The organism is Citrobacter sp. RHB35-C17 (assembly GCF_013816795.1).
In the GTDB taxonomy this organism is placed as follows: Bacteria; Pseudomonadota; Gammaproteobacteria; order Enterobacterales; family Enterobacteriaceae; genus Citrobacter_A; species Citrobacter_A amalonaticus.
In genome coordinates this window covers 2,462,056-2,485,064 of the sequence record NZ_CP057150.1, presented here as the reverse complement: position 1 = coordinate 2,485,064, position 23,009 = coordinate 2,462,056, and the positions used below count along the sequence as shown (strand labels likewise).

The window sequence follows — 23,009 nt, the reverse complement described above, 5'->3', positions numbered from 1 at the left end:
TGTGGAATTGTTGTCTGAATATGGCTTGTTTTTAGCAAAAATCGTGACCGTTGTGCTGGCTATCGCGGCGATTGCCACCATTATCGTGAATGTTGCCCAACGTAAGCGCCAGCGTGGCGAACTGCGGGTTACCAACCTCAGCGAACAATATAAAGAAATGAAGGATGAACTGGCGATGGCGCTGCTCGATAGCCATCAACAGAAACTCTGGCATAAAGCGCAAAAGAAAAAGCATAAGCAGGAAGTGAAAGCCGCCAAAGTAAAAGCCAAACGGGGCGACAGCGACACGTCGGATAAACCGCGCGTCTGGGTGCTGGATTTCAAAGGCAGTATGGATGCCCACGAGGTCAGTTCACTGCGTGAAGAGGTGACGGCCGTACTGGCGGTGGTGAAACCGCAGGACCAGGTGGTGGTGCGTCTGGAAAGCCCTGGTGGCGTTGTGCACGGCTACGGCCTTGCCGCATCACAACTGCAACGCTTACGCGATAAAAAGATCCCGTTGACCGTGACCGTGGATAAAGTCGCGGCGAGTGGCGGTTACATGATGGCCTGTGTGGCGGACAAAATTGTCTCCGCACCCTTCGCGATTGTCGGTTCGATTGGCGTGGTTGCGCAGATCCCCAACTTCAACCGTTTCCTGAAAGGCAAGGATATCGATATCGAGTTGCATACCGCCGGACAGTACAAACGGACGCTGACGCTGCTGGGTGAGAACACCGAAGAAGGGCGGCAGAAGTTTCGTGAGGATTTAAACGAAACCCATCACCTGTTTAAAGATTTTGTCCATCGTATGCGTCCGACTCTGGACATTGAACAGGTTGCGACGGGTGAACACTGGTACGGACAGCAGGCGCTAGAGAAAGGGCTTATTGATGAGATAAATACCAGCGACGAGGTGATCCTTGGGCTGATGGAAGGACGAGAGGTACTGAACGTTCGCTATCTGCAACGGAAGAAACTGGTCGATCGGGTGACAGGCAGTGCCGCGGAAAGTGCCGATCGGCTGCTCCTGCGCTGGTGGCAGCGCGGACAAAAACCGTTGATGTAAGAGACGGTATTAATGAAAAACGCGAGGCTCCAAGGCCCCGCGTTTTTGCTTTAATCAATCAGGTGATACTTTTCAGAAAGTACATGCGCCAGATGTTTAAACATATTGAACACGGCAGTGCTCTTTGGCGTGGGTAAACCTTGCTCGTCTAAAAAGTAATCCCCACTGAAGACCAACACCCCATTTCGCTGGGTCACACCGGTGGCAACAATGCCCGCCAGCGTATCTTCATGCTCACGAATGATTTTGTTGGCTTCAATCAACAGCGTTTCGCGATCGATAGGTTGTGTCTCTTTGCGCATTTTTTACTCCTTAAACAAGGGCATTAGTCTACGCCGACCAACTCTTTTGGGCAAATATTCCCTCAGTGTGTACAAGGGGTTGTCAACCTTTGCTGACTGGCAGGATTTAGTTTTGCATGCTAATAAAGTTGCGTAACGAATTTTATCAGGTACAGTGTGACGCTTTCGTCAACCAGGCAACAGATTTGCTTGACATTCGACCGAAATTCCGTCGTGCTATAGCGCCTCTGTGCGAAAAAACCTGTCAACTCAGTCACCTGGCTATTTAGTGTACAGAGTCAGTACAAGGGGTTGATATCCGCAGACGCAGGGACCATATCCGTGGCTCGTCGCCAGTGGATGGTGTATCAACGTGCGACGCATTCCTGGAAGAATCAATTTAGGTAAAGGTGAATATGGGTAAAGCTCTTGTCATCGTTGAGTCCCCGGCAAAAGCCAAAACGATCAACAAGTATCTGGGTAATGACTACGTGGTTAAGTCCAGCGTCGGTCATATCCGTGACTTGCCGACCAGTGGCTCAGCAGCTAAAAAGAGCGCCGACTCTACCTCCACCAAAACGGCTAAAAAGCCCAAAAAGGATGAACGTGGCGCGCTCGTCAACCGTATGGGCGTTGACCCGTGGCACAACTGGGATGCGCACTATGAAGTGCTGCCCGGTAAAGAGAAGGTCGTCTCTGAACTGAAACAACTGGCTGAAAAGGCCGACCACATCTATCTCGCAACCGACCTTGACCGCGAAGGGGAAGCCATTGCATGGCACCTGCGGGAAGTGATCGGGGGTGATGACACGCGTTACAGTCGCGTGGTGTTTAACGAAATTACCAAGAATGCGATTCGTCAGGCGTTTGAAAAGCCGGGCGAACTGAACATTGACCGGGTTAACGCTCAGCAGGCACGTCGCTTTATGGATCGCGTGGTGGGCTATATGGTCTCGCCGCTGTTGTGGAAAAAGATTGCTCGCGGTCTGTCAGCCGGTCGCGTTCAGTCCGTGGCGGTGCGTCTGGTCGTTGAGCGTGAGCGCGAGATTAAAGCGTTTGTACCGGAAGAGTTCTGGGAAATTGATGCCAATACCACCACGCCTTCCGGCGATGCGCTGCCTTTGCAGGTGACCCATCAGAACGACAAGCCGTTTCGTCCGGAAAACCGTGAGCAGACGCTTGCGGCGGTAAGCCTGCTGGAGAAAGCGCGCTACAGCGTTCTGGAACGTGAAGACAAGCCGACCAGCAGCAAGCCGGGCGCGCCGTTTATCACCTCCACGCTGCAACAGGCGGCCAGCACGCGTCTCGGTTTTGGCGTGAAAAAGACCATGATGATGGCGCAGCGTTTGTACGAAGCGGGCTACATCACCTATATGCGTACCGACTCGACCAACCTGAGTCAGGATGCCGTGAATATGGTGCGCGGTTACATCGGCGACAATTTCGGCAAGAAATATCTGCCGGAAAGTCCGAATCAGTACGCCAGCAAAGAAAATTCGCAGGAAGCCCACGAAGCGATTCGTCCTTCCGACGTCTCCGTACTGGCGGAAACGCTGAAGGATATGGAAGCCGACGCGCAAAAACTGTATCAGCTGATCTGGCGTCAGTTTGTCGCCTGTCAGATGACCCCGGCGCAGTACGATTCCACCACCCTAACCGTGGGTGCGGGTGATTTTCGTCTGAAGGCGCGCGGTCGTATTCTGCGCTTCGACGGCTGGACGAAAGTGATGCCCGCGTTGCGTAAAGGTGATGAAGACCGGACGCTGCCGGCGGTGAATAAAGGTGATGCGCTGTCTCTGGTTGAACTGATCCCGGCTCAACACTTCACCAAGCCACCGGCGCGCTTCAGCGAAGCCTCGCTGGTGAAAGAGCTGGAAAAACGCGGAATTGGCCGTCCGTCGACCTATGCGTCGATCATTTCGACCATTCAGGATCGTGGCTACGTGCGGGTGGAAAACCGTCGCTTCTATGCGGAAAAAATGGGTGAGATTGTCACCGATCGTCTGGAAGAGAATTTCCGCGAGCTGATGAACTACGATTTCACCGCGCAGATGGAAAACAGCCTCGACCAGGTCGCGAATCACGAAATCGAATGGAAAGGCGTGCTCGACAACTTCTTCAGTGATTTTACTCAGCAACTCGACAAAGCGGAGAAAGATCCGGAAGAGGGCGGGATGCGTCCGAACCAGATGGTGTTGACCAGCATCGACTGCCCCACCTGCGGACGCAAAATGGGAATTCGCACCGCCAGTACTGGCGTGTTCCTTGGCTGCTCGGGTTATGCGTTGTCGCCGAAAGAGCGCTGCAAAACCACCATTAACCTGGTGCCGGAAAACGAAGTTCTGAACGTGCTGGAAGGTGATGACGCGGAAACCAACGCCCTGCGCGCCAAACGTCGTTGTCAGAAGTGCGGTACGGCGATGGACAGCTACCTGATCGATCCGAAGCGCAAGCTGCATGTTTGTGGTAATAACCCGACCTGCGACGGCTACGAGATCGAAGAAGGCGAATTCCGTATCAAAGGGTATGACGGTCCGATCGTCGAGTGCGAAAAATGTGGCTCTGAGATGCACCTGAAGATGGGGCGTTTCGGTAAGTACATGGCATGCACTAACGACGAGTGTAAAAACACCCGTAAGATCCTGCGTAACGGTGAAGTTGCACCGCCGAAAGAAGATCCGGTTCCGCTGCCCGAGTTGCCGTGTGAAAAATCGGATGCGTATTTCGTGCTGCGTGATGGCGCTGCCGGGGTCTTCCTGGCCGCCAATACTTTCCCGAAATCCCGTGAGACGCGCGCACCGCTGGTGGAAGAGTTATACCGCTTCCGCGATCGTCTGCCAGAAAAACTGCGTTATCTGGCCGATGCGCCGCAACAGGATCCGGAAGGCAATAAAACGCTGGTGCGTTTTAGCCGTAAGACCAAACAGCAGTATGTTGCCGCTGAAAAAGACGGGAAAGCGACCGGCTGGTCTGCCTTCTTTGTTGATGGCAAATGGGTCGAAGGCAAGAAGTAACCGCCCACGGTGCAGTTGTGCTGAAGAGGGTCGCGTAAGCGGCCCTTTTTTTGTTTTTATAGCGGACTTATTATTTTTTACTCACCGCTATACAGCCTGTTTATTAATGATATAGTGGTTATAGTTAACGGCTTTTTTATTATTAAATCGTATTAGCAGCGCATCACTGCCTGCTCTGAAACGATGACCTGATGGCGCTAATCTGGATGGTTTAACATGAAATTACAGCAGCTTCGCTACATTGTTGAGGTGGTGAATCACAACCTTAACGTCTCCTCCACCGCGGAAGGCCTTTATACCTCGCAACCGGGTATCAGTAAGCAGGTTCGCATGCTGGAAGACGAACTTGGCATCCAGATCTTTGCCCGTAGCGGTAAGCATCTGACTCAGGTGACGCCGGCTGGTCAGGAGATTATCCGCATTGCGCGCGAAGTGCTCTCCAAAGTGGATGCGATAAAGTCCGTTGCCGGTGAGCATACCTGGCCGGATAAAGGCTCTCTCTATATTGCGACGACGCATACCCAGGCGCGTTATGCGCTACCGAATGTGATTAAAGGTTTTATTGAGCGCTATCCTCGTGTGTCGCTGCATATGCACCAGGGATCGCCGACACAGATCGCTGAAGCGGTTTCAAAAGGAAATGCCGATTTTGCCATCGCTACCGAGGCGCTGCATCTGTATGACGATCTGGTCATGTTGCCATGCTATCACTGGAATCGTTCGATTGTGGTGACGCCTGAGCATCCGCTGGCCAATAAAGAGTCGGTGACCATTGAAGAACTGGCACAGTATCCACTGGTGACGTACACCTTTGGCTTTACGGGGCGCTCTGAACTGGATACCGCGTTTAACCGCGCAGGTTTGACGCCACGTATCGTCTTTACGGCGACTGACGCCGATGTGATCAAAACTTACGTGCGTTTAGGCTTAGGAGTGGGAGTGATTGCCAGCATGGCCGTCGATCCGCTGTCCGACCCGGATCTGGTTCGCGTGGACGCCCACGACGTCTTCAGCCACAGCACGACAAAGATCGGTTTTCGTCGCAGCACGTTCCTGCGCAGTTACATGTATGATTTCATTCAACGTTTCGCCCCGCATTTGACGCGTGACGTGGTGGATACCGCCGTGGCGTTGCGCTCGAACGAAGAAATAGAAGAGATGTTTAAAGATATCAAATTACCTGAAAAGTAATCGTCACAGAAAACGATCGGTATCTTTTGTTAGCAGGAGATACCGAAAGTTTTAATTAAATCGCCATTGGTTTTATTAAGGCTGGCGTAATAATAATGTCCACATGATGATTATGGATAATCGACCGTAAAGTAGTGTCTTATTCCCCGCCTCGCAAATTTCCCTTTTCAAATATTTATTTTCGATCAAAAGATTGATTTATTCACTGGAAACGATTCGTAAATTCACTGGATTTTTGACTAAAGTTTCATTAGGATTTGTCTCATCTGATGATTAATTGTACCGATTGTTGGTGCTTAAATGATAAGTGATGCCGATTGTATGAGGTTAGCAATGCCGTCTGAAAACCAGGAGCCACGTCGGGACCCTGAGATGAAACGCAAAGCCTGGCTTGCGGTTTTCCTGGGCTCAGCGCTGTTTTGGGTCGTGATCGCACTGTTGATCTGGAATGCCTGGGGGTAAAAATGGAGGTTCACGACCCACAACAGACGTCGTTACCTACATGTCACTCTGGTGACACTGTACGAGAAACGAAAAAAGGCGCGTGCGTGAAAACTGTTCCCAAATCCTGGAAGCTGACTCAGCAACAGCAAAAGTTTATTGAGTTATTCGACGAAGACGATCAACAGAAACAATAATCGTCACCATTCTTATTACCGTTTCTTTTGTACCGATAAATTATCACGGTGCGCTTTTACCTATACACCGCAGCAATAAAGCGTTGAGAAAGTCTCAACACAATGTATTAAACAAAACGGGTATAGCCGATGATGTCTGCAAATATGAAATACTGGTCCTGGATGGGCGCATTTTCCGTCTCGCTGCTCTTTTGGGCTGAACTGCTCTGGATCGTGATGAATTAATCTCAACCCTTCCGCCTGATGGCGCTACGCTTAGCAGGCTCATATGTGGCCTGAGCAACACATTGATATCGAAAAGTCTCTAGAACGGTAAGCCTTAGCCGCCACCCGGTATAAACACAAATCTACAGGTTGCCAGCAATCTGAAACCTCGCTACGGCGAGGTTTTCTTCCCCCTCATACACGCGCTCGTCCTCACTTGTATCTTCGCCGTTCGGTTTTTCCTCTTTTATCAATTTGGGTTGTTATCAAAACGTTACATTCTGTTTGTGTTATCTTTAATATTCACCCTGAGGAGAATCAGGGCATCGCAACCCTGTCATTAAGGAGGAGCTATGTCGTCAACCCTACGAGAAGCCAGTAAGGACACACTGCAGGCCAAAGACAAAACCTACCACTATTACAGTCTGCCGCTGGCTGCGAAATCTTTGGGCGATCTCACCCGTCTGCCCAAATCACTGAAAGTCTTACTGGAAAACCTGCTGCGCTGGCAGGACGGCGATTCGGTTACCCAGGACGATATCCAGGCGCTGGCAGGGTGGCTAAAAAATGCCCATGCCGATCGCGAAATTGCCTACCGTCCAGCACGCGTACTGATGCAGGACTTTACCGGCGTCCCGGCGGTGGTGGACCTCGCCGCAATGCGCGAAGCGGTAAAACGCCTGGGCGGCGATACGGCGAAAGTGAATCCTCTCTCGCCAGTGGATCTGGTGATCGACCACTCCGTCACCGTTGACCATTTTGGCGATGACGATGCATTCGAAGAGAACGTGCGCCTTGAAATGGAACGTAACCATGAGCGCTATGTGTTTCTGAAATGGGGCCAACAGGCCTTCAGTCGCTTCAGCGTCGTGCCGCCGGGAACCGGTATTTGCCACCAGGTTAACCTGGAATATCTTGGCAAAGCGGTGTGGAGCGAATTGCAGGACGGTGAATGGGTGGCTTATCCGGACACGCTGGTCGGCACAGATTCACACACCACCATGATTAACGGTCTGGGTGTTCTGGGCTGGGGCGTGGGTGGTATCGAGGCTGAAGCGGCAATGTTGGGGCAACCTGTTTCAATGTTGATCCCGGATGTGGTGGGTTTCAAACTGACCGGAAAACTGCGTGAGGGGATCACTGCAACGGATCTCGTGTTAACCGTCACCCAGATGCTGCGTAAGCACGGTGTAGTCGGCAAATTTGTCGAATTTTATGGCGACGGGCTGGATTCCTTACCGCTGGCTGACCGGGCCACCATTGCCAATATGTCGCCGGAATATGGTGCGACCTGTGGTTTCTTTCCGATCGACGGCGTGACGCTGGACTATATGCGGTTGAGCGGACGCAGTGAAGACCAAATCGAACTGGTGGAGAAATACGCGAAGGCGCAGGGGATGTGGCGCAACACCGGTGATGAACCGATCTTCACCAGTACCCTGGCACTGGATATGAATGATGTCGAGGCAAGCCTCGCCGGACCGAAACGTCCGCAGGATCGCGTTGCACTCGGCGATGTGCCGAAAGCCTTTGCTGCCAGCAGCGAACTGGAACTGAACACTGCACAGAAAGACCGTCGGCCAGTAGAGTATGTGCTAAACGGACAGTCATATCAGCTTCCTGACGGTGCGGTGGTCATCTCGGCCATTACCTCCTGTACCAACACCTCTAACCCCAGCGTGCTAATGGCGGCGGGTTTGCTGGCGAAAAAAGCCGTTACGCTGGGACTGAAGCGTCAGCCGTGGGTGAAAGCGTCGCTGGCGCCAGGGTCGAAAGTGGTGTCAGATTATCTGGCAAAGGCGAAACTGACACCGTATCTCGATGAACTGGGCTTTAATCTGGTGGGATATGGCTGTACGACCTGTATTGGTAACTCTGGACCGCTGCCGGAGCCTATCGAAACCGCGATTAAGAAGGGCGATCTGACCGTAGGCGCGGTGCTGTCAGGCAACCGTAACTTTGAAGGTCGTATTCACCCGCTGGTGAAAACCAACTGGCTGGCGTCACCGCCGCTTGTCGTTGCCTACGCGCTCGCGGGCAATATGAACATCAACCTGGAGAAAGATCCGCTTGGCCACGATCGCAAAGGCGATCCGGTCTATCTGAAAGATATCTGGCCGTCGGCGCAGGAAATTGCCCGCGCCGTCGATCTGGTCTCTTCAGAAATGTTCCGCAAAGAATATGCGGAAGTGTTCGAAGGGACGCCTGAGTGGAAAGCGATCAATGTTGACCGTTCAGACACTTACGACTGGCAAAACGACTCGACCTACATTCGCCTGTCGCCGTTCTTTGACGAGATGTTGGCGCAGCCAGCGCCGGTGACCGATATTCACGGCGCGCGCATTCTGGCGATGTTGGGGGATTCGGTGACCACTGACCACATTTCTCCGGCCGGGAGTATTAAAGCTGATAGTCCTGCAGGGCGCTATCTGCAAAACCACGGCGTGGAGCGCAAAGGCTTCAACTCCTACGGTTCTCGACGCGGTAACCACGAAGTGATGATGCGCGGGACCTTCGCTAACATCCGTATTCGCAACGAAATGGTGCCGGGTGTGGAAGGCGGAATGACGCGACATCTGCCTGGCACCGAGGTGTTGTCTATCTATGATGCGGCTATGCAGTATCAGCAGGAGAACATCCCGCTGGCGGTGATTGCTGGTAAAGAATATGGGTCGGGTTCCAGTCGTGACTGGGCGGCGAAAGGGCCGCGATTGCTGGGAATTCGCGTCGTCATTGCGGAGTCGTTCGAACGTATCCACCGCTCCAACCTGATTGGGATGGGGATCCTGCCTCTGGAGTTCCCACAGGGTGTTACGCGCAAAACGCTGGGGCTAACCGGGGAAGAGACTATCGATATTGCCGATCTGCAACAACTGAAACCTGGCGCGACGGTGCCGGTGACGTTAACCCGGACCGACGGGAACAAAGAGGTGGTGCAGTGCCGTTGCCGCATCGATACCGCGACCGAGTTAACTTACTACCAGAACGATGGCATTTTACATTACGTGATTCGTAACATGCTGAAGTAAGTCGTAAAAAAGCCTGCATGACACGATGCAGGCTTTTTTTAACGCATGGCTTACTTACTCAACAAGTGACCCATCTTGGCCGCTTTGGTATCCAGATAATGTTCATTATTGGGATTACGGCCTACAATCAGCGGGACCCGCTCCACGATATTGATCCCTGCTTCAGTGAGAATCTCAACTTTCTTCGGGTTATTGGTGAGCAGACGTACTTCGTCAACGCCCAGCAGCTTGAACATATCTGCGCAGAGGGTGAAATCGCGCTCATCCGCGGCAAACCCTAACTGGTGATTGGCCTCTACGGTGTCGTAGCCCTGGTCCTGCAACGCGTAGGCGCGAATCTTATTGAGCAGGCCGATGTTACGTCCTTCCTGACGATGATAAAGCAGAATACCGCGTCCTTCTTCCGCAATATGCGTCAGGGCGGCTTCCAGTTGAAAACCACAGTCGCAGCGCAGGCTGAACAAGGCATCGCCCGTCAGACATTCTGAATGGACACGGGCCAGAACCGGCGTCTGACCTGAAATATCACCATATACTAACGCGACGTGATCGTGTCCGGTTGCCAGTTCTTCAAATCCCACCATCAGGAAATCGCCCCATGGGGTTGGCAGTTTGGCTTCTGCCACTCGTTTAAGCTGCATGTGTTTCTCCAGATAATGCCGGCACGCGATGTTGTGCCGTTGCCTGTTGGCTTATCTTCTTATTTTGCCATAAGGCGACGGACTTCACCTAATCGCCGCCGCGCAATCATCCTGCGAATGGCACAAATCTGTCAATTTCCCCGAACAGGGGATTTTTCGGTTATGATTGTGACACTTATCCGTTAAAGAGGTGTTCATGCTGTCGATTGCAAAGCGTACTGCGGCTGGCGCGGGATTGTTGTTGATTATGCCCGTTACCGTGTGGGTGTCCGGCTGGAGCTGGCAACCGGGGCAGGATACCGGATGGCTAAAAGCGATGTACTGGATAACCGAAACGGTCACTCAGCCGTGGGGTATCATCACACATGTTATTCTCTGTGGCTGGTTCTTCTGGTGTTTGCGCTTTCGTCTTAAAGCAGCGGTAATGCTTTTTACTATTCTGGCGGGGGCGATCCTGCTAGGTCAGGGCGTCAAGTCGTGGGTGAAAGAGCGGGTACAGGAACCGCGTCCTTTCGTGATATGGCTGGAAAAAACGCATCATATCCCGGTTGATGAGTTCTACACTTTAAAACGTAAGGATCGCAGCGACCTGGTGAAGGAGCAACTTGCCACCCAGCAGGCTATTCCCCACTTTTTACGCCAACACTGGCAAAAAGAGACCGGGTTTGCGTTTCCGTCAGGTCACACGATGTTTGCGGCAAGCTGGGCGCTGCTCGCTGTCGGCTTATTGTGGCCGCGACGCCGGACGGTGACGATTGCCATTTTACTGGTGTGGGCGACGGGCGTGATGGGCAGTCGTTTGCTGCTCGGCATGCACTGGCCGCGCGATCTGGTGGTCGCGACGCTGATTTCATGGGCGCTGGTGACGCTGGCGACCTGGCTTGCACAGCGGTTCTGCGGGCCTTTGACGCCGCCGCCAGAAGAAAGGCAGGAGATTGCTGAACGTGAGCAAAACCGCTGACCAGGGTTGATTTTGACTGGTTTACCCTTAAATCATCCAATAGCTGACTGCTTTCCCATTTCGCACACGCCGTGAAAATGGTAATTTAAAAGGCTAAATGCGGTAAGTTGAACACGATTTATTCGCTTAAACCACATAACGGGAAGTAATGTGAAATATTTACTCATTTTCTTACTGGTGTTGGCGATATTTGTTATCTCGGTAACATTGGGTGCACAGAACGATCAACAGGTGACCTTTAATTACCTGTTGGCTCAGGGCGAGTATCGTATCTCAACCTTGTTGGCCGTTTTGTTCGCAGCGGGTTTCGCCATTGGTTGGTTGATCTGCGGTCTTTTCTGGCTGCGGGTTCGTGTTTCTCTGGTGCGTGCTGAACGTAAAATTAAACGACTGGAAAACCAACTCTCGCCTCCGACAGACGTTGTGGTGACGTCTGGTACGTCGGTCGCGAAGGAATAATCGTTTATGCTGGAGTTGTTGTTTCTGCTTTTACCTGTTGCTGCCGCCTATGGCTGGTATATGGGTCGCAGAAGTGCGCAACAAACAAAACAGGATGAAGCTAACCGCCTGTCCCGCGATTACGTCGCGGGGGTTAACTTCCTCCTGAGCAACCAACAAGATAAAGCGGTGGATCTGTTCCTCGATATGTTGAAAGAGGATACCGGCACCGTTGAGGCTCATCTCACCCTCGGAAACCTGTTCCGCTCTCGCGGCGAAGTCGACCGCGCCATCCGTATTCACCAGACTCTCATGGAAAGCGCCTCGCTGACCTATGAACAGCGGCTGCTGGCGGTTCAGCAGTTAGGCCGTGATTACATGGCCGCCGGGCTGTATGACCGGGCGGAGGATATGTTTAATCAGCTTACTGATGAAACGGAATTTCGCGTAGGTGCGTTGCAGCAACTGTTGCAGATCTATCAGGCGACCAGTGACTGGCAGAAGGCCATTGAGGTTGCCGAGCGACTGGTCAAACTGGGTAAAGATAAACAGCGTATCGAAATCGCCCATTTTTACTGCGAACTGGCGTTGCAACAGATGGGCAGCGACGATATGGATCGCGCCATGGCGCTGCTGAAAAAAGGGGCAGCGGCGGATAAAAATAGCGCCAGGGTTTCTATCATGATGGGTCGCGTCTGGATGGCGAAGGGCGATTACGCGAAGGCCGTTGAATGTCTCCAGCGGGTGATTTCCCAGGATAAAGAACTGGTCAGCGAAACGCTGGAAATGCTCCAGACCTGCTATCAACAGCTAGGTAAAAATGATGAATGGGCGGAATTCTTGCGCCGTGCGGTAGAAGAAAATACCGGCGCGGCCGCAGAACTGATGCTGGCCGATATTCTCGAAGCGCGCGAAGGGACGGAGACCGCGCAGGTGTATATTACCCGTCAGCTCCAGCGTCATCCGACGATGCGCGTATTCCATAAGCTGATGGATTATCACCTTAACGAAGCCGAAGAGGGTCGTGCAAAAGAGAGCCTGATGGTGCTGCGTGATATGGTGGGCGAGCAGGTGCGTAGCAAGCCGCGCTACCGCTGCTCTAAATGCGGTTTTACCGCGTATACCCTGTACTGGCACTGTCCATCCTGCCGTGCCTGGTCAACGATTAAGCCAATTCGCGGACTTGATGGATTGTAATTTTAAAAAAAATCCCGCTTTAGTTACAACATACTAATGGTTTTGTCCACTTCCTCACGTTGGCATCAGCGCCACATCGCCTGGCAGTGGTGTAATCGCGTCTGTTAATTTTTGCGCCTGACAGGTAGAATGCACGCCGTTTACCCATTTGCCCCCTTAGCAAGAAGGCCTGGTTATGACGTTAACTGCTTCATCTTCTCCCCGCGCTGCTACCGATTCTCCCGTCGTCGTTGCTCTCGATTATAATAACCGTGATAGCGCCCTGGCGTTTGTCGATCGAATCGACCCGCGCGACTGTCGTCTGAAAGTTGGCAAAGAGATGTTCACGCTGTTCGGACCTCAACTGGTACGCGATCTCCAGCAGCGTGGCTTTGATATCTTTCTGGATCTGAAATTCCATGATATCCCAAATACCGCCGCTCATGCGGTGGCTGCTGCAGCGGATCTTGGCGTCTGGATGGTCAACGTCCATGCGTCGGGTGGGGCGAGAATGATGACCGCCGCCCGTGAAGCGCTGGTGCCGTTTGGTAAAGATGCGCCGCTGTTAATCGCGGTCACCGTGTTGACCAGTATGGAAGCCAGCGATCTGGCGGATATCGGCGTGACACTGTCACCGGCTGAGCACGCCGAGCGCCTGGCGGCATTGACGCAAAAATGTGGTCTGGATGGCGTGGTCTGTTCAGCTCAGGAAGCGGTGCGCTTTAAGCAGGCATTTGGCCGCGATTTCAAACTGGTTACCCCGGGTATCCGACCGCAGGGCAGCGCCGCTGGAGATCAGCGGCGGATTATGACCCCTGAACAGGCACTGGCGGCGGGTGTTGATTATATGGTTATTGGTCGTCCGGTGACGCAGTCTGACGATCCGGCGCAGACGCTGAAGGCCATCAATGCGTCATTGAAGCGGGAGGCGTAATGAGCGATTCCAACAGCCGTCTGGTTTATTCGACGGAGAGTGGGCGGATTGATGAACCTAAAGCCGCGCCCGAACGTCCGAAGGGCGACGGTATTGTCCGTATCCAGCGCCAGACCAGCGGGCGCAAGGGGAAAGGCGTGTGCCTGATTACTGGTATTGATCTGGATGACGGCGAACTCAGCAAACTGGCTGCGGAACTGAAGAAAAAATGTGGCTGCGGTGGAGCAGTCAAAGATGGCGTAATTGAAATTCAGGGTGATAAGCGCGATTTAATTAAGTCGCTACTGGAAGCTCGCGGCCTGAAAGTGAAACTGGCAGGTGGTTAACGAAAAAGCCACGATATAAATATCGTGGCTTTTATTGTTACTGCTAAATAAACTGTGTAGTGCAGACCAGAAAAAAATAATCGTATTATTATATCGAGCCGGACAACCGTAGATTATTTACGATTATTTACCTACCTGGTGGCCGATAATACCACCGACAGCGGCACCACCCAGCGTACCCAGTGTGCTACCATCCGTTAAGACAGCGCCACCTAATGCACCCGCACCTGCACCAATAGCGGTGTTACGATCACGTTTAGACCAGTTAGAACAGGCGCTCAGGGACATTGCCAGGGCAATCGCCAGCACGGCGGCGGTCATTTTTTTGCTCGTTACAAACATAATACTTTCTCCTGAATTAACGATTCACGGAAGTAAGCTCTCTTTAACTATAGTTAAAATATCGATCATTAAAGAGGGCATCCGTGAAACCTTAGTGCGCAGGGTAATATCACGCAGGTGATAGTCACTTCCTGTTATATCGCTAATAGTAATTTTACGACTTTCGCCTGTGAACAACAGGTAAATAGTCTTAATTCGGGAGTCAGAATAGTCTCAGAGCGCAAATGATCTGCGATGAGCAAATCATTTGCGGATATTTTACTCAGCGTCGACGATATTAACGGTCAGACCACGCTGTTCCATCAGCGCCCGGTCACTGGCGCTAATTCTGGCATCGGTGATCACACGGCTAAACCGCTCGATAGGGCCAAGGGTGTAGGGATGGACCGCGCCGAATTTTGAACTGTCGGTCAGGACAATGGCTTCCGAACCTTTCTCCAGCACGGCATTGACCACATCAGCACGCATCATGTCGCGCCCCGTGAATCCCGTTTCGGTCTGCCAGCCATCAATGCCGATAAACGCCTTACTGAAATGGACCTGCTGAATAAACTGGCGAGTCAGCGGTCCCACCATGCTTTCGCTTTTTTTCTGATAAATACCGCCAAGCAGGATCACTTCGCAGGGCGTCTCTTTTAGCAGGTGCGCAATGTAACTGCTGACCGTGATGATGGTGACGTCCTTTTGTTCCGCCAGCGTTCTTGCCAGCAGGGCATTGCTACTGCCATTTTCAATGAATACCGACTCGCCAGGGCTGACCAGCGACGCCGCAAACTCGGCAAGCTGACGCTTCAGGGTGTAGTTGGTCATCATCCTGGTTTCCACATCTTCGCTATCCAGCGAAACGGCGAAACCGTGCGCGCGGCGCAGAAAGCTCTGCTTCTCGAGGGTATTTAGATCCTGTCGAATGGTAACTTCAGAAACGCCAGTGATTTTGGCCAGTTCAGAGACGCTCATCTGGCCTTTATCAATGACCATTTGCAAAATTTTTTGTTGTCGGGAGTTCATAGCGTTAGTTTTTATAGCGGTAATGATACCGCGAGATTAAACACATGCGGCGGTGTGGCATCCAGGCGACACAAGCCGCGCGCGAAAAATTTAGATCTCCCACGGTGCCCGGGGCTTGTTCGCCGCTGATATGGCGTCATCCTGCACCTTACTCAACAATTCCGCCTTCAGAATTTCGAGATTATGGATGGCGGAGTGGACATCACCGGCCACCAGGATATCAAGCACGGTATCAATACGCTCGGCAACCCGTTTAGCATCGATATCAGACATGGGGGGATCCTTGGTCAAAGTATGAAAGGATTTAATGATGCAAAAAATGGCGGCAAAAGAGAAGGGAAAATTCCGCCAGGCCTGTACCTTTGGGGAATATTATATATTCCGCGATTACAGACAGATATGAATAGGGCGAAAAGCGATACTTCCCGTTTCGCCCGGATGATCATATTGCTGGCTTAGCGCTTTTTCTTGTTGAGGTAACGTTTGTACCAGCGCTCAAACGCAACGGCAGGCATCGGTTTGGCAAATAAAAAACCTTGTCGCTCATTGACGCCGTTTTTCGTCAGAAAAGCATCCTCTTTGGCGCTCTCCACACCTTCGGCAATCACCTGGAGATTCAAAGCCTGTGCCACGGCGACGATCGCGCGCACCATCGATTGTGACACCGACTTTTTGTGAATGTCGCGGACAAAAATCTGATCCAGCTTAATGGCATCAATTGGGAAACGCGTCAGTTGCGAAAGCGAGGAATAACCGGTACCAAAGTCATCCAGGTGCACCTGAGCGCCAAGCTGGCTAAACTGCTGAATGACGGATAGCGCAAGTTCTTCGTTCTCAATCAGGCAACGCTCCGTCAGCTCGACATCAATAGGGCAATATTCGAAATTGAGCTCGCGCAATACGCGCTTCAGATCGGTGAAAATCGTTTGATCAGCCAGTTGCCGGGCAGAGATGTTAACCGCCACGCGCAGGTTTATGCCTTTATCCCGCCATTTCGCGACCTGGCGTATAACATCGAGGATCACCCAGCGGCCGAGCGGCACAATCAGCCCGGACTCTTCAGCGTATGAGATGAACTCCAGCGGAGGGATAAGCCCACGTTCAGGGGACTGCCAACGCACCAGCGCCTCAAGGCCGCGGACTTCACCTCGCCAGGTCACTTTCGGCTGATAGTGAATCAGTAACTGATCGTTTTCCAGCGCTTTGCGCAGGTTGGTGTCCAGCCACAGGTATTCGAATACCCGCTCGTTCATTTCTGGCGAGAAAACGCAGAACTGGCCACGTCCGCCTTCTTTGGCGGTGTACATTGCGGTATCCGCATTGCGGATCAGGTTGCTGCTGTCCTCGCCGTGCTGAGGCGCCATCGCGATACCAACAGAACAGCCGGTATAGACTTCTATGAGGCCGATACGAAAGGGCTGGCGCAATCGGGTGAGGATCCGCGAGGCGACCGCCTCAAGCGAGCTCTGAGACGTCTGGCTGGCCAGCACAATAAACTCGTCACCGCCGAGACGTGCCAGCAGTTGATTCTCTTCCAGACAGCTCAGGAGGGCTAACGATACTGCCTGCAAAAGCTGATCGCCAAACATATGACCATAGGCATCGTTCACCTTCTTGAAGTTATCCAGGTCGAGATAAACAATACCCACCTGACTGTCGCCAGCCTGTTCGATGGCCTCGTTGATCAGTTCATGGATAGCGTTGCGGTTTGGCAACCCGGTAATCGTGTCGGTATTCGCCAGCACGCGCAACCGTTCCTGCGTACGTCGTTCTTCCGTGATGTCCGTACCGGAACAGATCAAGTAGATTTCGTTTTTACCGCTGCCGCTGTGGACAAATTTATTGCGGAACAGGAACAGACGCTGTCCCTTGCGGGTCTTTACCCAGCGTTCCACTTCATACGAGTTGCCGTTGCGAAAGAAGCCGCTGATGTTGCGACGCGAAGCGGCGGCTTCCCGGCGGCTCATGAAGAGTTTAAAGACGCTCTGTCCAATCACTTCCTGCTCTTTCAACCCGGTGTACTCTTCACACAGGCGATTGAAGCGCTGAATGTTACCCCGACTGTCGAGGATCACAATCGCCGAGTTGGCTTCTGTCACTACCTGTTCAGCAAATGAGAGTCCCTTGACCAGGTCACGCGCAACAGAAGGGGTGTCGTGCCAGGCCGACGCACTGCCAGCCCATTCATGTTTGTTAATTTTGCGGCCCACCAGGTGCACCGGGACATCGTTGTCTTCAAAGGGGAGTGTCATCATGAGACCGGAGGTGATGACGGTCATTTCACGGATCCGTTCGGCTTGCTCGGGCGCAAGCTCAACGCTCTCCACTCGGTCGGTCGCTTCGGTGACGGACAAATGCAGGGTGTTGGAATCTTCTGACAAACGCCAGTAAGGCGCGTGAGTACCCAAAAAGCTATACAACGTTGTGGACTCCAGACTGTCTTTCATCATGAACACCCTCCCGCTTAAAGCACAAACAACCCTGAATGGAAGGGATTAGCCAGCGTTAATTAAAAATTACGGTAGCTGAACATCTTGTTTTGTTTATGTATTTATTTGTAATTCAGAACCGGGAAAAAGCATAGGCGCTGTAGAAAATATATCCGGCTGACAGTCAGAGTGTAGTGAGAGAATGGCGATTTGGGGGAAAGAAAACGGCCTTTCCTGAAAAGAAAGGCCGTTACTGGGCAGGTCGTCAGGCGGCAGGACGGGCGATGATGCTGCGGGTTTCCATCCGCACTTCGGCGATGGTGACATCAATCACATCCGTCACTTTATAGACGGTTTCACCTTTGATCTGGATGGTGCCGCTCTCCTGGCTGCAAACCAGTTCATCGCGCACCGCATGCAGGAATGGCGCAGGGATAAAGGCTACCGCGCCGTTATCCACCAGACGTACACGCATCCCGCCACGGCTGACATCAATGATTTCCGCCGCGAAGCGGGTATCCGTGCCCGCTTTATCACTCAGGAAGCGGGCATATAACCAGTCGCCAACATCGCGTTCCGCCATGCGGTTCAGGCGACGACGCTCAGCCATCTGTACGGTGATCTCTTCCTGCGGACGGTTAATGGTTTCACCTTTGATGACGGCTTTCAGCAGGCGATGGTTGATCATATCGCCATACTTACGAATCGGTGACGTCCAGGTGGCGTAAGCCTCCAGACCCAGCCCATAGTGCGGACCCGGCTCAATGCTGATTTCCGCAAAAGACTGGAAGCGACGAATACGGCTGTCGAGGAAACCCGACGGTTGCGCATCCAGTTCACGACGCAGCTTGCAGAAGCCTTCCAGAGTTAATACTTCTTCGGCGTTCACATGCATTCCGTGAGATTGCAGCAGCGCGGCCAGCGCATCGGCATTGGCCGGGTCAAAGCCCAGGTGAACGTTGTAAATGCCAAAGCCGAGTTTGTCGCGCAGCACGCGTGCAGCGCAGATGTTGGCCGCAATCATGGATTCCTCGACAATCCGGTTCGCGATGCGACGCGGTTCTGCGACGATATCGAGCACTTCACCTTTTTCGCCGAGAATGAAGCGGTAGTCTGGGCGATCTTTAAACACCAGCGCATGCTGATGACGCCACTCACCACGGCTCAGGCAAATACGCTGTAGCAGACGAATCTGCTGGGCGATGTCTTCACTTTCAGGCTGCCAGCGACCGCGGTTTTCCAGCCAGTCAGAGACGTTGTCATAAGCCAGTTTTGCTTTTGACTCAATGGTGGCAGCGAAGAACGTGATGTCATCTTCAATGGTGCCATCTGCGGCAATGGTCATGCGACAGGCGAGTACCGGGCGCACTTCATTGGCGCGCAGTGAGCAGAGGTCGTCAGACAGTTCGCGTGGCAACATTGGAATGTTGAAGCCCGGCAGATAGTTAGTGAACGCCCGGATTTTCGCGGCGTTATCCAGTTTGCTGCCTTCGGCGATCCAGGCGGTAGGGTCGGCAATCGCCACGGTCAGTTGCAATTTGCCGTCAGCCAGTTCTTCGGCATACAGCGCATCGTCCATATCTTCCGTGCTGGCGCTATCGATAGTAACGAAATTCAGCGCTGTCAGATCCTGACGTTCCAGCCCTTCATCCAGCATTTCCGTCGCTACGCCATCCGGCGCTTCTTTTTCAAGATTATGCCGCGCCAGGGTGACCCACCAGGGGACGAAGTGGTCGTCGGCAAACGTGATGAACTGGGTTAATTCGGCGAAGAAGGTGCGATCGCCTTTGAGCGGATGACGGCGCATTTCAGCAACGGCCCAGTCACCCTCTTTAAATTCATGCTCCACACCGCGAGCGGCGCGGCAGGGAATGGCGTCTTTCAACAGCGGGTGATCCGGCACGATGGACAGGCGATCGTTCTTACCCTGTACTTTACCGACAAAGCGGGTCAGGAACGGCTCAACCAGCTCTTCCGGCTCCGCAGATTCGCGATCTTTTTCAGTGTGGATGACGGCGATGATACGGTCGCCATGCATCACTTTTTTCATCTGCGGCGGTGGAATGAAATAACTTTTTTGCGCATCGACTTCCAGGAAGCCAAAGCCTTTTTCCGTGGCTTTTACCACCCCTTCAGCACGTGGCGTCTGGGAATGCAGTTGCTGTTTAAGCTGCGCTAGCAGCGGGTTGTCCTGAAACATATTTGTCTATTTTCGTGGCCATAAGAGCGGCTGACAGTTTTACGCGAAAGTACCTGATGCGGCAAGCGCTCTTTATGGCAATGAAAGGGTTAATGTGTCTCGCCCAGCGCGATTTTCAGACGATTCAGCCATCCGCATAACCCCGACCAGGCCAGCAGGTTGATTGCCTGTTCAACGGAGGTACAGGACTCGCTGAACGGGTTGAACTGCGCGGCACTAAAACGATCGGGGGCACGCGTCAACAATTGTATCGCCTGGAACAGCGGACGCTCAACCGGCTGCTGTTGTTCCCGGCGTTCTATTTCGTGTTCGCTCTGGCGCAGTAAGTCGGCGAATTCCACTGACGTCGCCTGCTGGTTAAAGCAGCTTGCACTGCCGTTAATTCGCGATGTCAGTAGTGTGGTGAAATTGTGCGCGGGGGACTCAATGGACAATGTGCTTTTAAGCAGGGTACCGAGCAGCGTAAGCAGCGTCGGTTGATGAACCAGATTAGGAGCGATGGGCTGAAGGGCGGCGATTGGCTGATAACACGACAGACACTCCAACTGTTCCGCCGTTGCGAAGCGCAGTTCGACCTGCTCGTGCGCCGAATGCCAGGTGGCATCGGGTTGCTGAAACAGGGATACGTCGGCGAATGATTGTGTGTCCAGACCTGGCACCCAGCGTACCGGTTGCCCCAGCCATGCCTGAAACGTAGCGACGACACGCGCCTGAAAACCGACATAGCCGATGATTTGGTTCATCAATGCAATATCCCACGCAGAAAGGCCAACATCGCATAAATGCTGGCGCGCGCGGTTATCAATCACTGAGGGTGAACTGGCGAGCTGGCGCGCGTACTGAGTAATCTGCGCCAGCCGGTGATTACTTTCACGTGACGAATCCGGGCCGGGAAGCGGCGTCAAACGGGCGGCATAGTGGTTGCAAAGCCGCTGAACACCATACACCTGGGCGACCGTCAACGCGGTACTCATGCGTTCATAGGCGCTGAAGGTATGTAGGCGGTTCAACAAAACGGTGTCAGGGAACAGTTCATGAGCAAGCTGGCGGGCCGGTTGCAGCCAGGACTGAAAGGGTAAAAGCGCATCTTCAGGGATCACCAAATCCAACAGAAAGCGGTCTTCAACGTGTGCGGCTTCGGGCACCAGCGGCAACACGTCCTGCGGACCGGTGCTGGACTGGGTTTCATGATACCAGTGGCTTTTGCCGTTGAATCGGCGTTGTTCCATGGGCGTTCCTTGGTCTGTATGTGGCGACCCGGACACGTCGTCGTCGAATCACGCCGGATCGTTCTCGCTGCTTTATCCTGGCGTAAGCGGGGGAAGGGATGAAAGATTGTTGCGTGATAACAAAGATCAAAAAGCTATATTGCTGGGAAGAGTTAAGAGCATGGGCGGCAGGGCGCCGCCCACGGGGGAAGTCGGCACGATTATTTCAGTTCCAGTTCGTTCATTGCAGCGATACTGAATCCGCCGTCAACGTGAACCACTTCACCAGAGATACCGCCGGACAGATCGGAGCACAGGAAGGCTGCAGAGTTGCCCACATCTTCGATAGTCACGGTACGACGAATCGGGGTTACCGCTTCGCAATGCGCCAGCATTTTACGGAAATCTTTGATGCCGGAGGCGGCCAGAGTCCGGATCGGACCAGCAGAGATGGCGTTAACACGTACACCTTCCGGGCCCATCGCGTTCGCCATATACCGAACGTTCGCTTCCAGAGACGCTTTTGCCAGCCCCATTACGTTGTAGTTCGGGATCGCGCGCTCAGCGCCCAGGTAGGAGAGCGTCAGCAGGGCAGAACCCGGATTCAGCATAGAACGGCAGGCTTTCGCCATTGCCACAAAGCTGTAGGAGCTGATGTCGTGAGCGATTTTAAAGCCTTCGCGGGTGACCGCGTTCACGTAGTCGCCGTCCAGCTGATCGCCAGGGGCAAAACCGATCGAGTGAACGAAACCGTCAAATTTCGGCCAGGCTTTGGCCAGCTCTGCGAACAGGGTGTCGATGCTTTCATCTTCTGCGACATCGCATTGCAGAACGATGTCTGAACCCAGTTGAGCAGCAAATTCTTCCACACGGCCTTTCAGTTTGTCGTTCTGGTAGGTGAATGCCAGTTCCGCACCTTCGCGGTGCATCGCCTGAGCGATACCCCAGGCGATGGACAGTTTGCTGGCAAGACCAGTCACCAGAATACGCTTACCGGAAAGAAAACCCATAGCTTAAATCCTTATGTGAATGTTGTGGCGACCGGCCTCGGTTAGGGGGCCAGATGCCGTTAAAGCGCGGTCATTCTAACATGTGACATCGGGCGATCGAGTCCGACCACAACAGGAGAGCGGTTAACGGTCTTTTCGCCAGGCATCGGCCGTCAGCGCTTCGCCAAAATGACCGGCGATTAATCGTTTTGTCAGTTCATGCAGCGGAGAGGCCAGTACATCGGCGGTACTGCCGCGTTCGACGACTTCCCCCTGATGCATCACCAGAACCTGATCGCTAATGTGTTTCATCATGCCAAGATGCTGGGTGACGTAGATATAAGAGATACCCTGTTTCTCCTGCAATTCCAGCATCAGGTTGATTAACTGCGAGCGCATCGACATATCGAGCGACGCCAGCGCTTCATCGGCAATAATGACTTTCGGGCGCAGGATCATCGCGCGGGCGAGTCCCAGACGCTGTTTTTGTCCTGGCGCCAGCATATGCGGATAATAGCTGACATGATCGGGCAGCAGTCCTACCATCCGCATGGTCTCAATAATCTGCTTGCGTCGCTGTTCCGGCTCAAGGTCGGTATTCAGGCGCAACGGAAAATCGAGGATTTGCGAAATACGCTGACGCGGGTTCAACGAGGTCGACGGATCCTGGAAAATCATGCGAATGCGCTGACTGCGAAACGAATAATCACCAAATTCGAGCGGATGATCGTCAATCAGTAACTCGCCGCTGGTTGGTTCAACCATTCCTGCCAGCATTTTGGCCAGCGTGGATTTGCCGGAACCGTTCTCGCCGATGATGGCCAGTGTCTGTCGCTCACGGAGGGTAAAGCTCAGCGGTTTCACGGCTTCTACGGTCTGACGGCGAAACCAGCCTGTCCGGTAGCGGAAGGTTTTACTCAGATTGCGAACTTCAAGTAAGGTCTCAACCATC

General features: G+C 53.1%; 22 protein-coding genes. 12 read left to right on the top strand and 10 right to left on the bottom strand.

Going from position 1 to position 23,009, the window contains the following annotated elements; all coding sequences use genetic code 11:
* Position 1: 1 nt before the first annotated feature.
* Positions 2-1,048 (top strand): protease SohB, encoded by a 1,047-nt coding sequence (sohB, locus tag HVZ37_RS11735; RefSeq protein ID WP_043000534.1) that lies wholly within the window; start codon positions 2-4, stop codon positions 1,046-1,048.
* Between the two features lie 50 nt (positions 1,049-1,098).
* Here the strand turns inward: sohB and HVZ37_RS11730 are convergent, their stop codons facing one another.
* Positions 1,099-1,350: a YciN family protein gene (locus HVZ37_RS11730; RefSeq protein WP_042318668.1), complete on the bottom strand. Its 252-nt coding sequence runs from the start codon at positions 1,348-1,350 to the stop codon at positions 1,099-1,101.
* A gap of 395 nt (positions 1,351-1,745) precedes the next feature.
* Here HVZ37_RS11730 and topA point away from each other — a divergent pair, with 395 nt between their 5' ends.
* From topA to acnA, 6 genes are all read left to right on the top strand, one after another.
* Positions 1,746-4,343, top strand: coding sequence for a type I DNA topoisomerase (gene topA / locus HVZ37_RS11725; protein ID WP_043000535.1), 2,598 nt, complete (start codon positions 1,746-1,748; stop codon positions 4,341-4,343).
* Between the two features lie 216 nt (positions 4,344-4,559).
* Positions 4,560-5,534: an HTH-type transcriptional regulator CysB gene (gene cysB / locus HVZ37_RS11720; RefSeq protein ID WP_099433057.1), complete on the top strand. Its 975-nt coding sequence runs from the start codon at positions 4,560-4,562 to the stop codon at positions 5,532-5,534.
* Between the two features lie 321 nt (positions 5,535-5,855).
* Positions 5,856-5,996, top strand: a complete 141-nt coding sequence (locus HVZ37_RS11715; RefSeq protein WP_212807457.1) for a YmiA family putative membrane protein — start codon at positions 5,856-5,858, stop codon at positions 5,994-5,996.
* Positions 5,997-5,998: 2 nt separating this feature from the next.
* Positions 5,999-6,172 carry a hypothetical protein gene (locus HVZ37_RS23135; RefSeq protein ID WP_224267581.1) on the top strand — a complete coding sequence of 58 codons (174 nt, stop codon included), beginning with the start codon at positions 5,999-6,001 and terminating at the stop codon, positions 6,170-6,172.
* A gap of 129 nt (positions 6,173-6,301) precedes the next feature.
* A complete protein-coding gene (gene ymiC, locus HVZ37_RS23130; protein ID WP_224267580.1) occupies positions 6,302-6,397 on the top strand; it encodes a small membrane protein YmiC in 96 nt (31 codons plus the stop codon).
* Between the two features lie 332 nt (positions 6,398-6,729).
* On the top strand, positions 6,730-9,405 hold the full coding sequence (gene acnA, locus HVZ37_RS11710) for an aconitate hydratase AcnA (RefSeq protein WP_181627535.1): 2,676 nt from the start codon (positions 6,730-6,732) through the stop codon (positions 9,403-9,405).
* Positions 9,406-9,455: 50 nt separating this feature from the next.
* Here acnA and ribA read toward each other — a convergent pair whose 3' ends face one another.
* Positions 9,456-10,046, bottom strand: coding sequence for a GTP cyclohydrolase II (ribA, locus tag HVZ37_RS11705; protein ID WP_044257729.1), 591 nt, complete (start codon positions 10,044-10,046; stop codon positions 9,456-9,458).
* A 196-nt stretch (positions 10,047-10,242) separates the two neighbouring features.
* Between ribA and pgpB the strand changes: the two genes are divergently transcribed.
* The 5 genes from pgpB to yciH all read left to right on the top strand — a co-directional run bounded on the left by pgpB (position 10,243) and on the right by yciH (position 13,881).
* Positions 10,243-11,007 (top strand): phosphatidylglycerophosphatase B, encoded by a 765-nt coding sequence (gene pgpB / locus HVZ37_RS11700; RefSeq protein WP_181627534.1) that lies wholly within the window; start codon positions 10,243-10,245, stop codon positions 11,005-11,007.
* Between the two features lie 150 nt (positions 11,008-11,157).
* The gene (locus tag HVZ37_RS11695) at positions 11,158-11,466 is read left to right on the top strand and encodes a LapA family protein (RefSeq protein WP_181627533.1); all 309 of its coding nucleotides are present in this window, start codon (positions 11,158-11,160) and stop codon (positions 11,464-11,466) included.
* A 6-nt stretch (positions 11,467-11,472) separates the two neighbouring features.
* Positions 11,473-12,642, top strand: a complete 1,170-nt coding sequence (lapB, locus tag HVZ37_RS11690; protein WP_043000540.1) for a lipopolysaccharide assembly protein LapB — start codon at positions 11,473-11,475, stop codon at positions 12,640-12,642.
* Positions 12,643-12,817: 175 nt separating this feature from the next.
* The gene (gene pyrF, locus HVZ37_RS11685) at positions 12,818-13,555 is read left to right on the top strand and encodes an orotidine-5'-phosphate decarboxylase (RefSeq protein WP_043000541.1); all 738 of its coding nucleotides are present in this window, start codon (positions 12,818-12,820) and stop codon (positions 13,553-13,555) included.
* Complete coding sequence (gene yciH, locus HVZ37_RS11680) at positions 13,555-13,881, top strand: stress response translation initiation inhibitor YciH (RefSeq protein WP_043000542.1); 327 nt, start codon at positions 13,555-13,557, stop codon at positions 13,879-13,881. The genes pyrF and yciH overlap by 1 nt, the downstream gene beginning before the upstream one ends.
* A gap of 123 nt (positions 13,882-14,004) precedes the next feature.
* On the opposite strand, the gene osmB is transcribed toward yciH, so the two are convergent.
* The 8 genes from osmB to sapF form a co-directional block, all read right to left on the bottom strand.
* A complete protein-coding gene (osmB, locus tag HVZ37_RS11675) occupies positions 14,005-14,223 on the bottom strand; it encodes an osmotically-inducible lipoprotein OsmB (RefSeq protein ID WP_042318738.1) in 219 nt (72 codons plus the stop codon).
* 258 nt (positions 14,224-14,481) lie between these two features.
* A complete protein-coding gene (locus HVZ37_RS11670) occupies positions 14,482-15,231 on the bottom strand; it encodes a DNA-binding transcriptional regulator YciT (protein WP_043000543.1) in 750 nt (249 codons plus the stop codon).
* 90 nt (positions 15,232-15,321) lie between these two features.
* A complete protein-coding gene (locus HVZ37_RS11665; protein WP_044257733.1) occupies positions 15,322-15,504 on the bottom strand; it encodes a hypothetical protein in 183 nt (60 codons plus the stop codon).
* 182 nt (positions 15,505-15,686) lie between these two features.
* Positions 15,687-17,678 (bottom strand): cyclic di-GMP phosphodiesterase, encoded by a 1,992-nt coding sequence (pdeR, locus tag HVZ37_RS11660; RefSeq protein WP_044257827.1) that lies wholly within the window; start codon positions 17,676-17,678, stop codon positions 15,687-15,689.
* Between the two features lie 247 nt (positions 17,679-17,925).
* A complete protein-coding gene (locus HVZ37_RS11655) occupies positions 17,926-19,860 on the bottom strand; it encodes an exoribonuclease II (RefSeq protein ID WP_043000545.1) in 1,935 nt (644 codons plus the stop codon).
* A gap of 89 nt (positions 19,861-19,949) precedes the next feature.
* Positions 19,950-21,089: a carboxymuconolactone decarboxylase family protein gene (locus tag HVZ37_RS11650; protein WP_181627532.1), complete on the bottom strand. Its 1,140-nt coding sequence runs from the start codon at positions 21,087-21,089 to the stop codon at positions 19,950-19,952.
* Between the two features lie 200 nt (positions 21,090-21,289).
* Entirely contained in the window at positions 21,290-22,078 is a 789-nt protein-coding gene (gene fabI / locus HVZ37_RS11645; RefSeq protein WP_043000547.1) for an enoyl-ACP reductase FabI, read from the bottom strand.
* Between the two features lie 123 nt (positions 22,079-22,201).
* Positions 22,202-23,008: a peptide ABC transporter ATP-binding protein SapF gene (gene sapF / locus HVZ37_RS11640; protein ID WP_043000548.1), complete on the bottom strand. Its 807-nt coding sequence runs from the start codon at positions 23,006-23,008 to the stop codon at positions 22,202-22,204.
* Between the last annotated feature and the right edge of the window lies 1 nt (position 23,009).

What these genes read in the sequence shown, in the direction of transcription:
- HVZ37_RS11715 (WP_212807457.1), top strand. Translation starts at nt 5,856, where the DNA reads ATGAGGTTAGCAATGCCGTCTGAAAACCAGGAGCCACGTCGGGACCCT.
- osmB (WP_042318738.1), bottom strand. Translation starts at nt 14,223, where the DNA reads ATGTTTGTAACGAGCAAAAAAATGACCGCCGCCGTGCTGGCGATTGCC.
- HVZ37_RS23135 (WP_224267581.1), top strand. Translation starts at nt 5,999, where the DNA reads ATGGAGGTTCACGACCCACAACAGACGTCGTTACCTACATGTCACTCT.
- pdeR (WP_044257827.1), bottom strand. Translation starts at nt 17,678, where the DNA reads ATGAAAGACAGTCTGGAGTCCACAACGTTGTATAGCTTTTTGGGTACT.
- ymiC (WP_224267580.1), top strand. Translation starts at nt 6,302, where the DNA reads ATGATGTCTGCAAATATGAAATACTGGTCCTGGATGGGCGCATTTTCC.
- HVZ37_RS11730 (WP_042318668.1), bottom strand. Translation starts at nt 1,350, where the DNA reads ATGCGCAAAGAGACACAACCTATCGATCGCGAAACGCTGTTGATTGAA.
- cysB (WP_099433057.1), top strand. Translation starts at nt 4,560, where the DNA reads ATGAAATTACAGCAGCTTCGCTACATTGTTGAGGTGGTGAATCACAAC.
- sapF (WP_043000548.1), bottom strand. Translation starts at nt 23,008, where the DNA reads ATGGTTGAGACCTTACTTGAAGTTCGCAATCTGAGTAAAACCTTCCGC.
- HVZ37_RS11655 (WP_043000545.1), bottom strand. Translation starts at nt 19,860, where the DNA reads ATGTTTCAGGACAACCCGCTGCTAGCGCAGCTTAAACAGCAACTGCAT.
- yciH (WP_043000542.1), top strand. Translation starts at nt 13,555, where the DNA reads ATGAGCGATTCCAACAGCCGTCTGGTTTATTCGACGGAGAGTGGGCGG.
- ribA (WP_044257729.1), bottom strand. Translation starts at nt 10,046, where the DNA reads ATGCAGCTTAAACGAGTGGCAGAAGCCAAACTGCCAACCCCATGGGGC.
- acnA (WP_181627535.1), top strand. Translation starts at nt 6,730, where the DNA reads ATGTCGTCAACCCTACGAGAAGCCAGTAAGGACACACTGCAGGCCAAA.
- pyrF (WP_043000541.1), top strand. Translation starts at nt 12,818, where the DNA reads ATGACGTTAACTGCTTCATCTTCTCCCCGCGCTGCTACCGATTCTCCC.
- lapB (WP_043000540.1), top strand. Translation starts at nt 11,473, where the DNA reads ATGCTGGAGTTGTTGTTTCTGCTTTTACCTGTTGCTGCCGCCTATGGC.
- HVZ37_RS11650 (WP_181627532.1), bottom strand. Translation starts at nt 21,089, where the DNA reads ATGGAACAACGCCGATTCAACGGCAAAAGCCACTGGTATCATGAAACC.
- pgpB (WP_181627534.1), top strand. Translation starts at nt 10,243, where the DNA reads ATGCTGTCGATTGCAAAGCGTACTGCGGCTGGCGCGGGATTGTTGTTG.
- HVZ37_RS11670 (WP_043000543.1), bottom strand. Translation starts at nt 15,231, where the DNA reads ATGAACTCCCGACAACAAAAAATTTTGCAAATGGTCATTGATAAAGGC.
- fabI (WP_043000547.1), bottom strand. Translation starts at nt 22,078, where the DNA reads ATGGGTTTTCTTTCCGGTAAGCGTATTCTGGTGACTGGTCTTGCCAGC.
- HVZ37_RS11665 (WP_044257733.1), bottom strand. Translation starts at nt 15,504, where the DNA reads ATGTCTGATATCGATGCTAAACGGGTTGCCGAGCGTATTGATACCGTG.
- topA (WP_043000535.1), top strand. Translation starts at nt 1,746, where the DNA reads ATGGGTAAAGCTCTTGTCATCGTTGAGTCCCCGGCAAAAGCCAAAACG.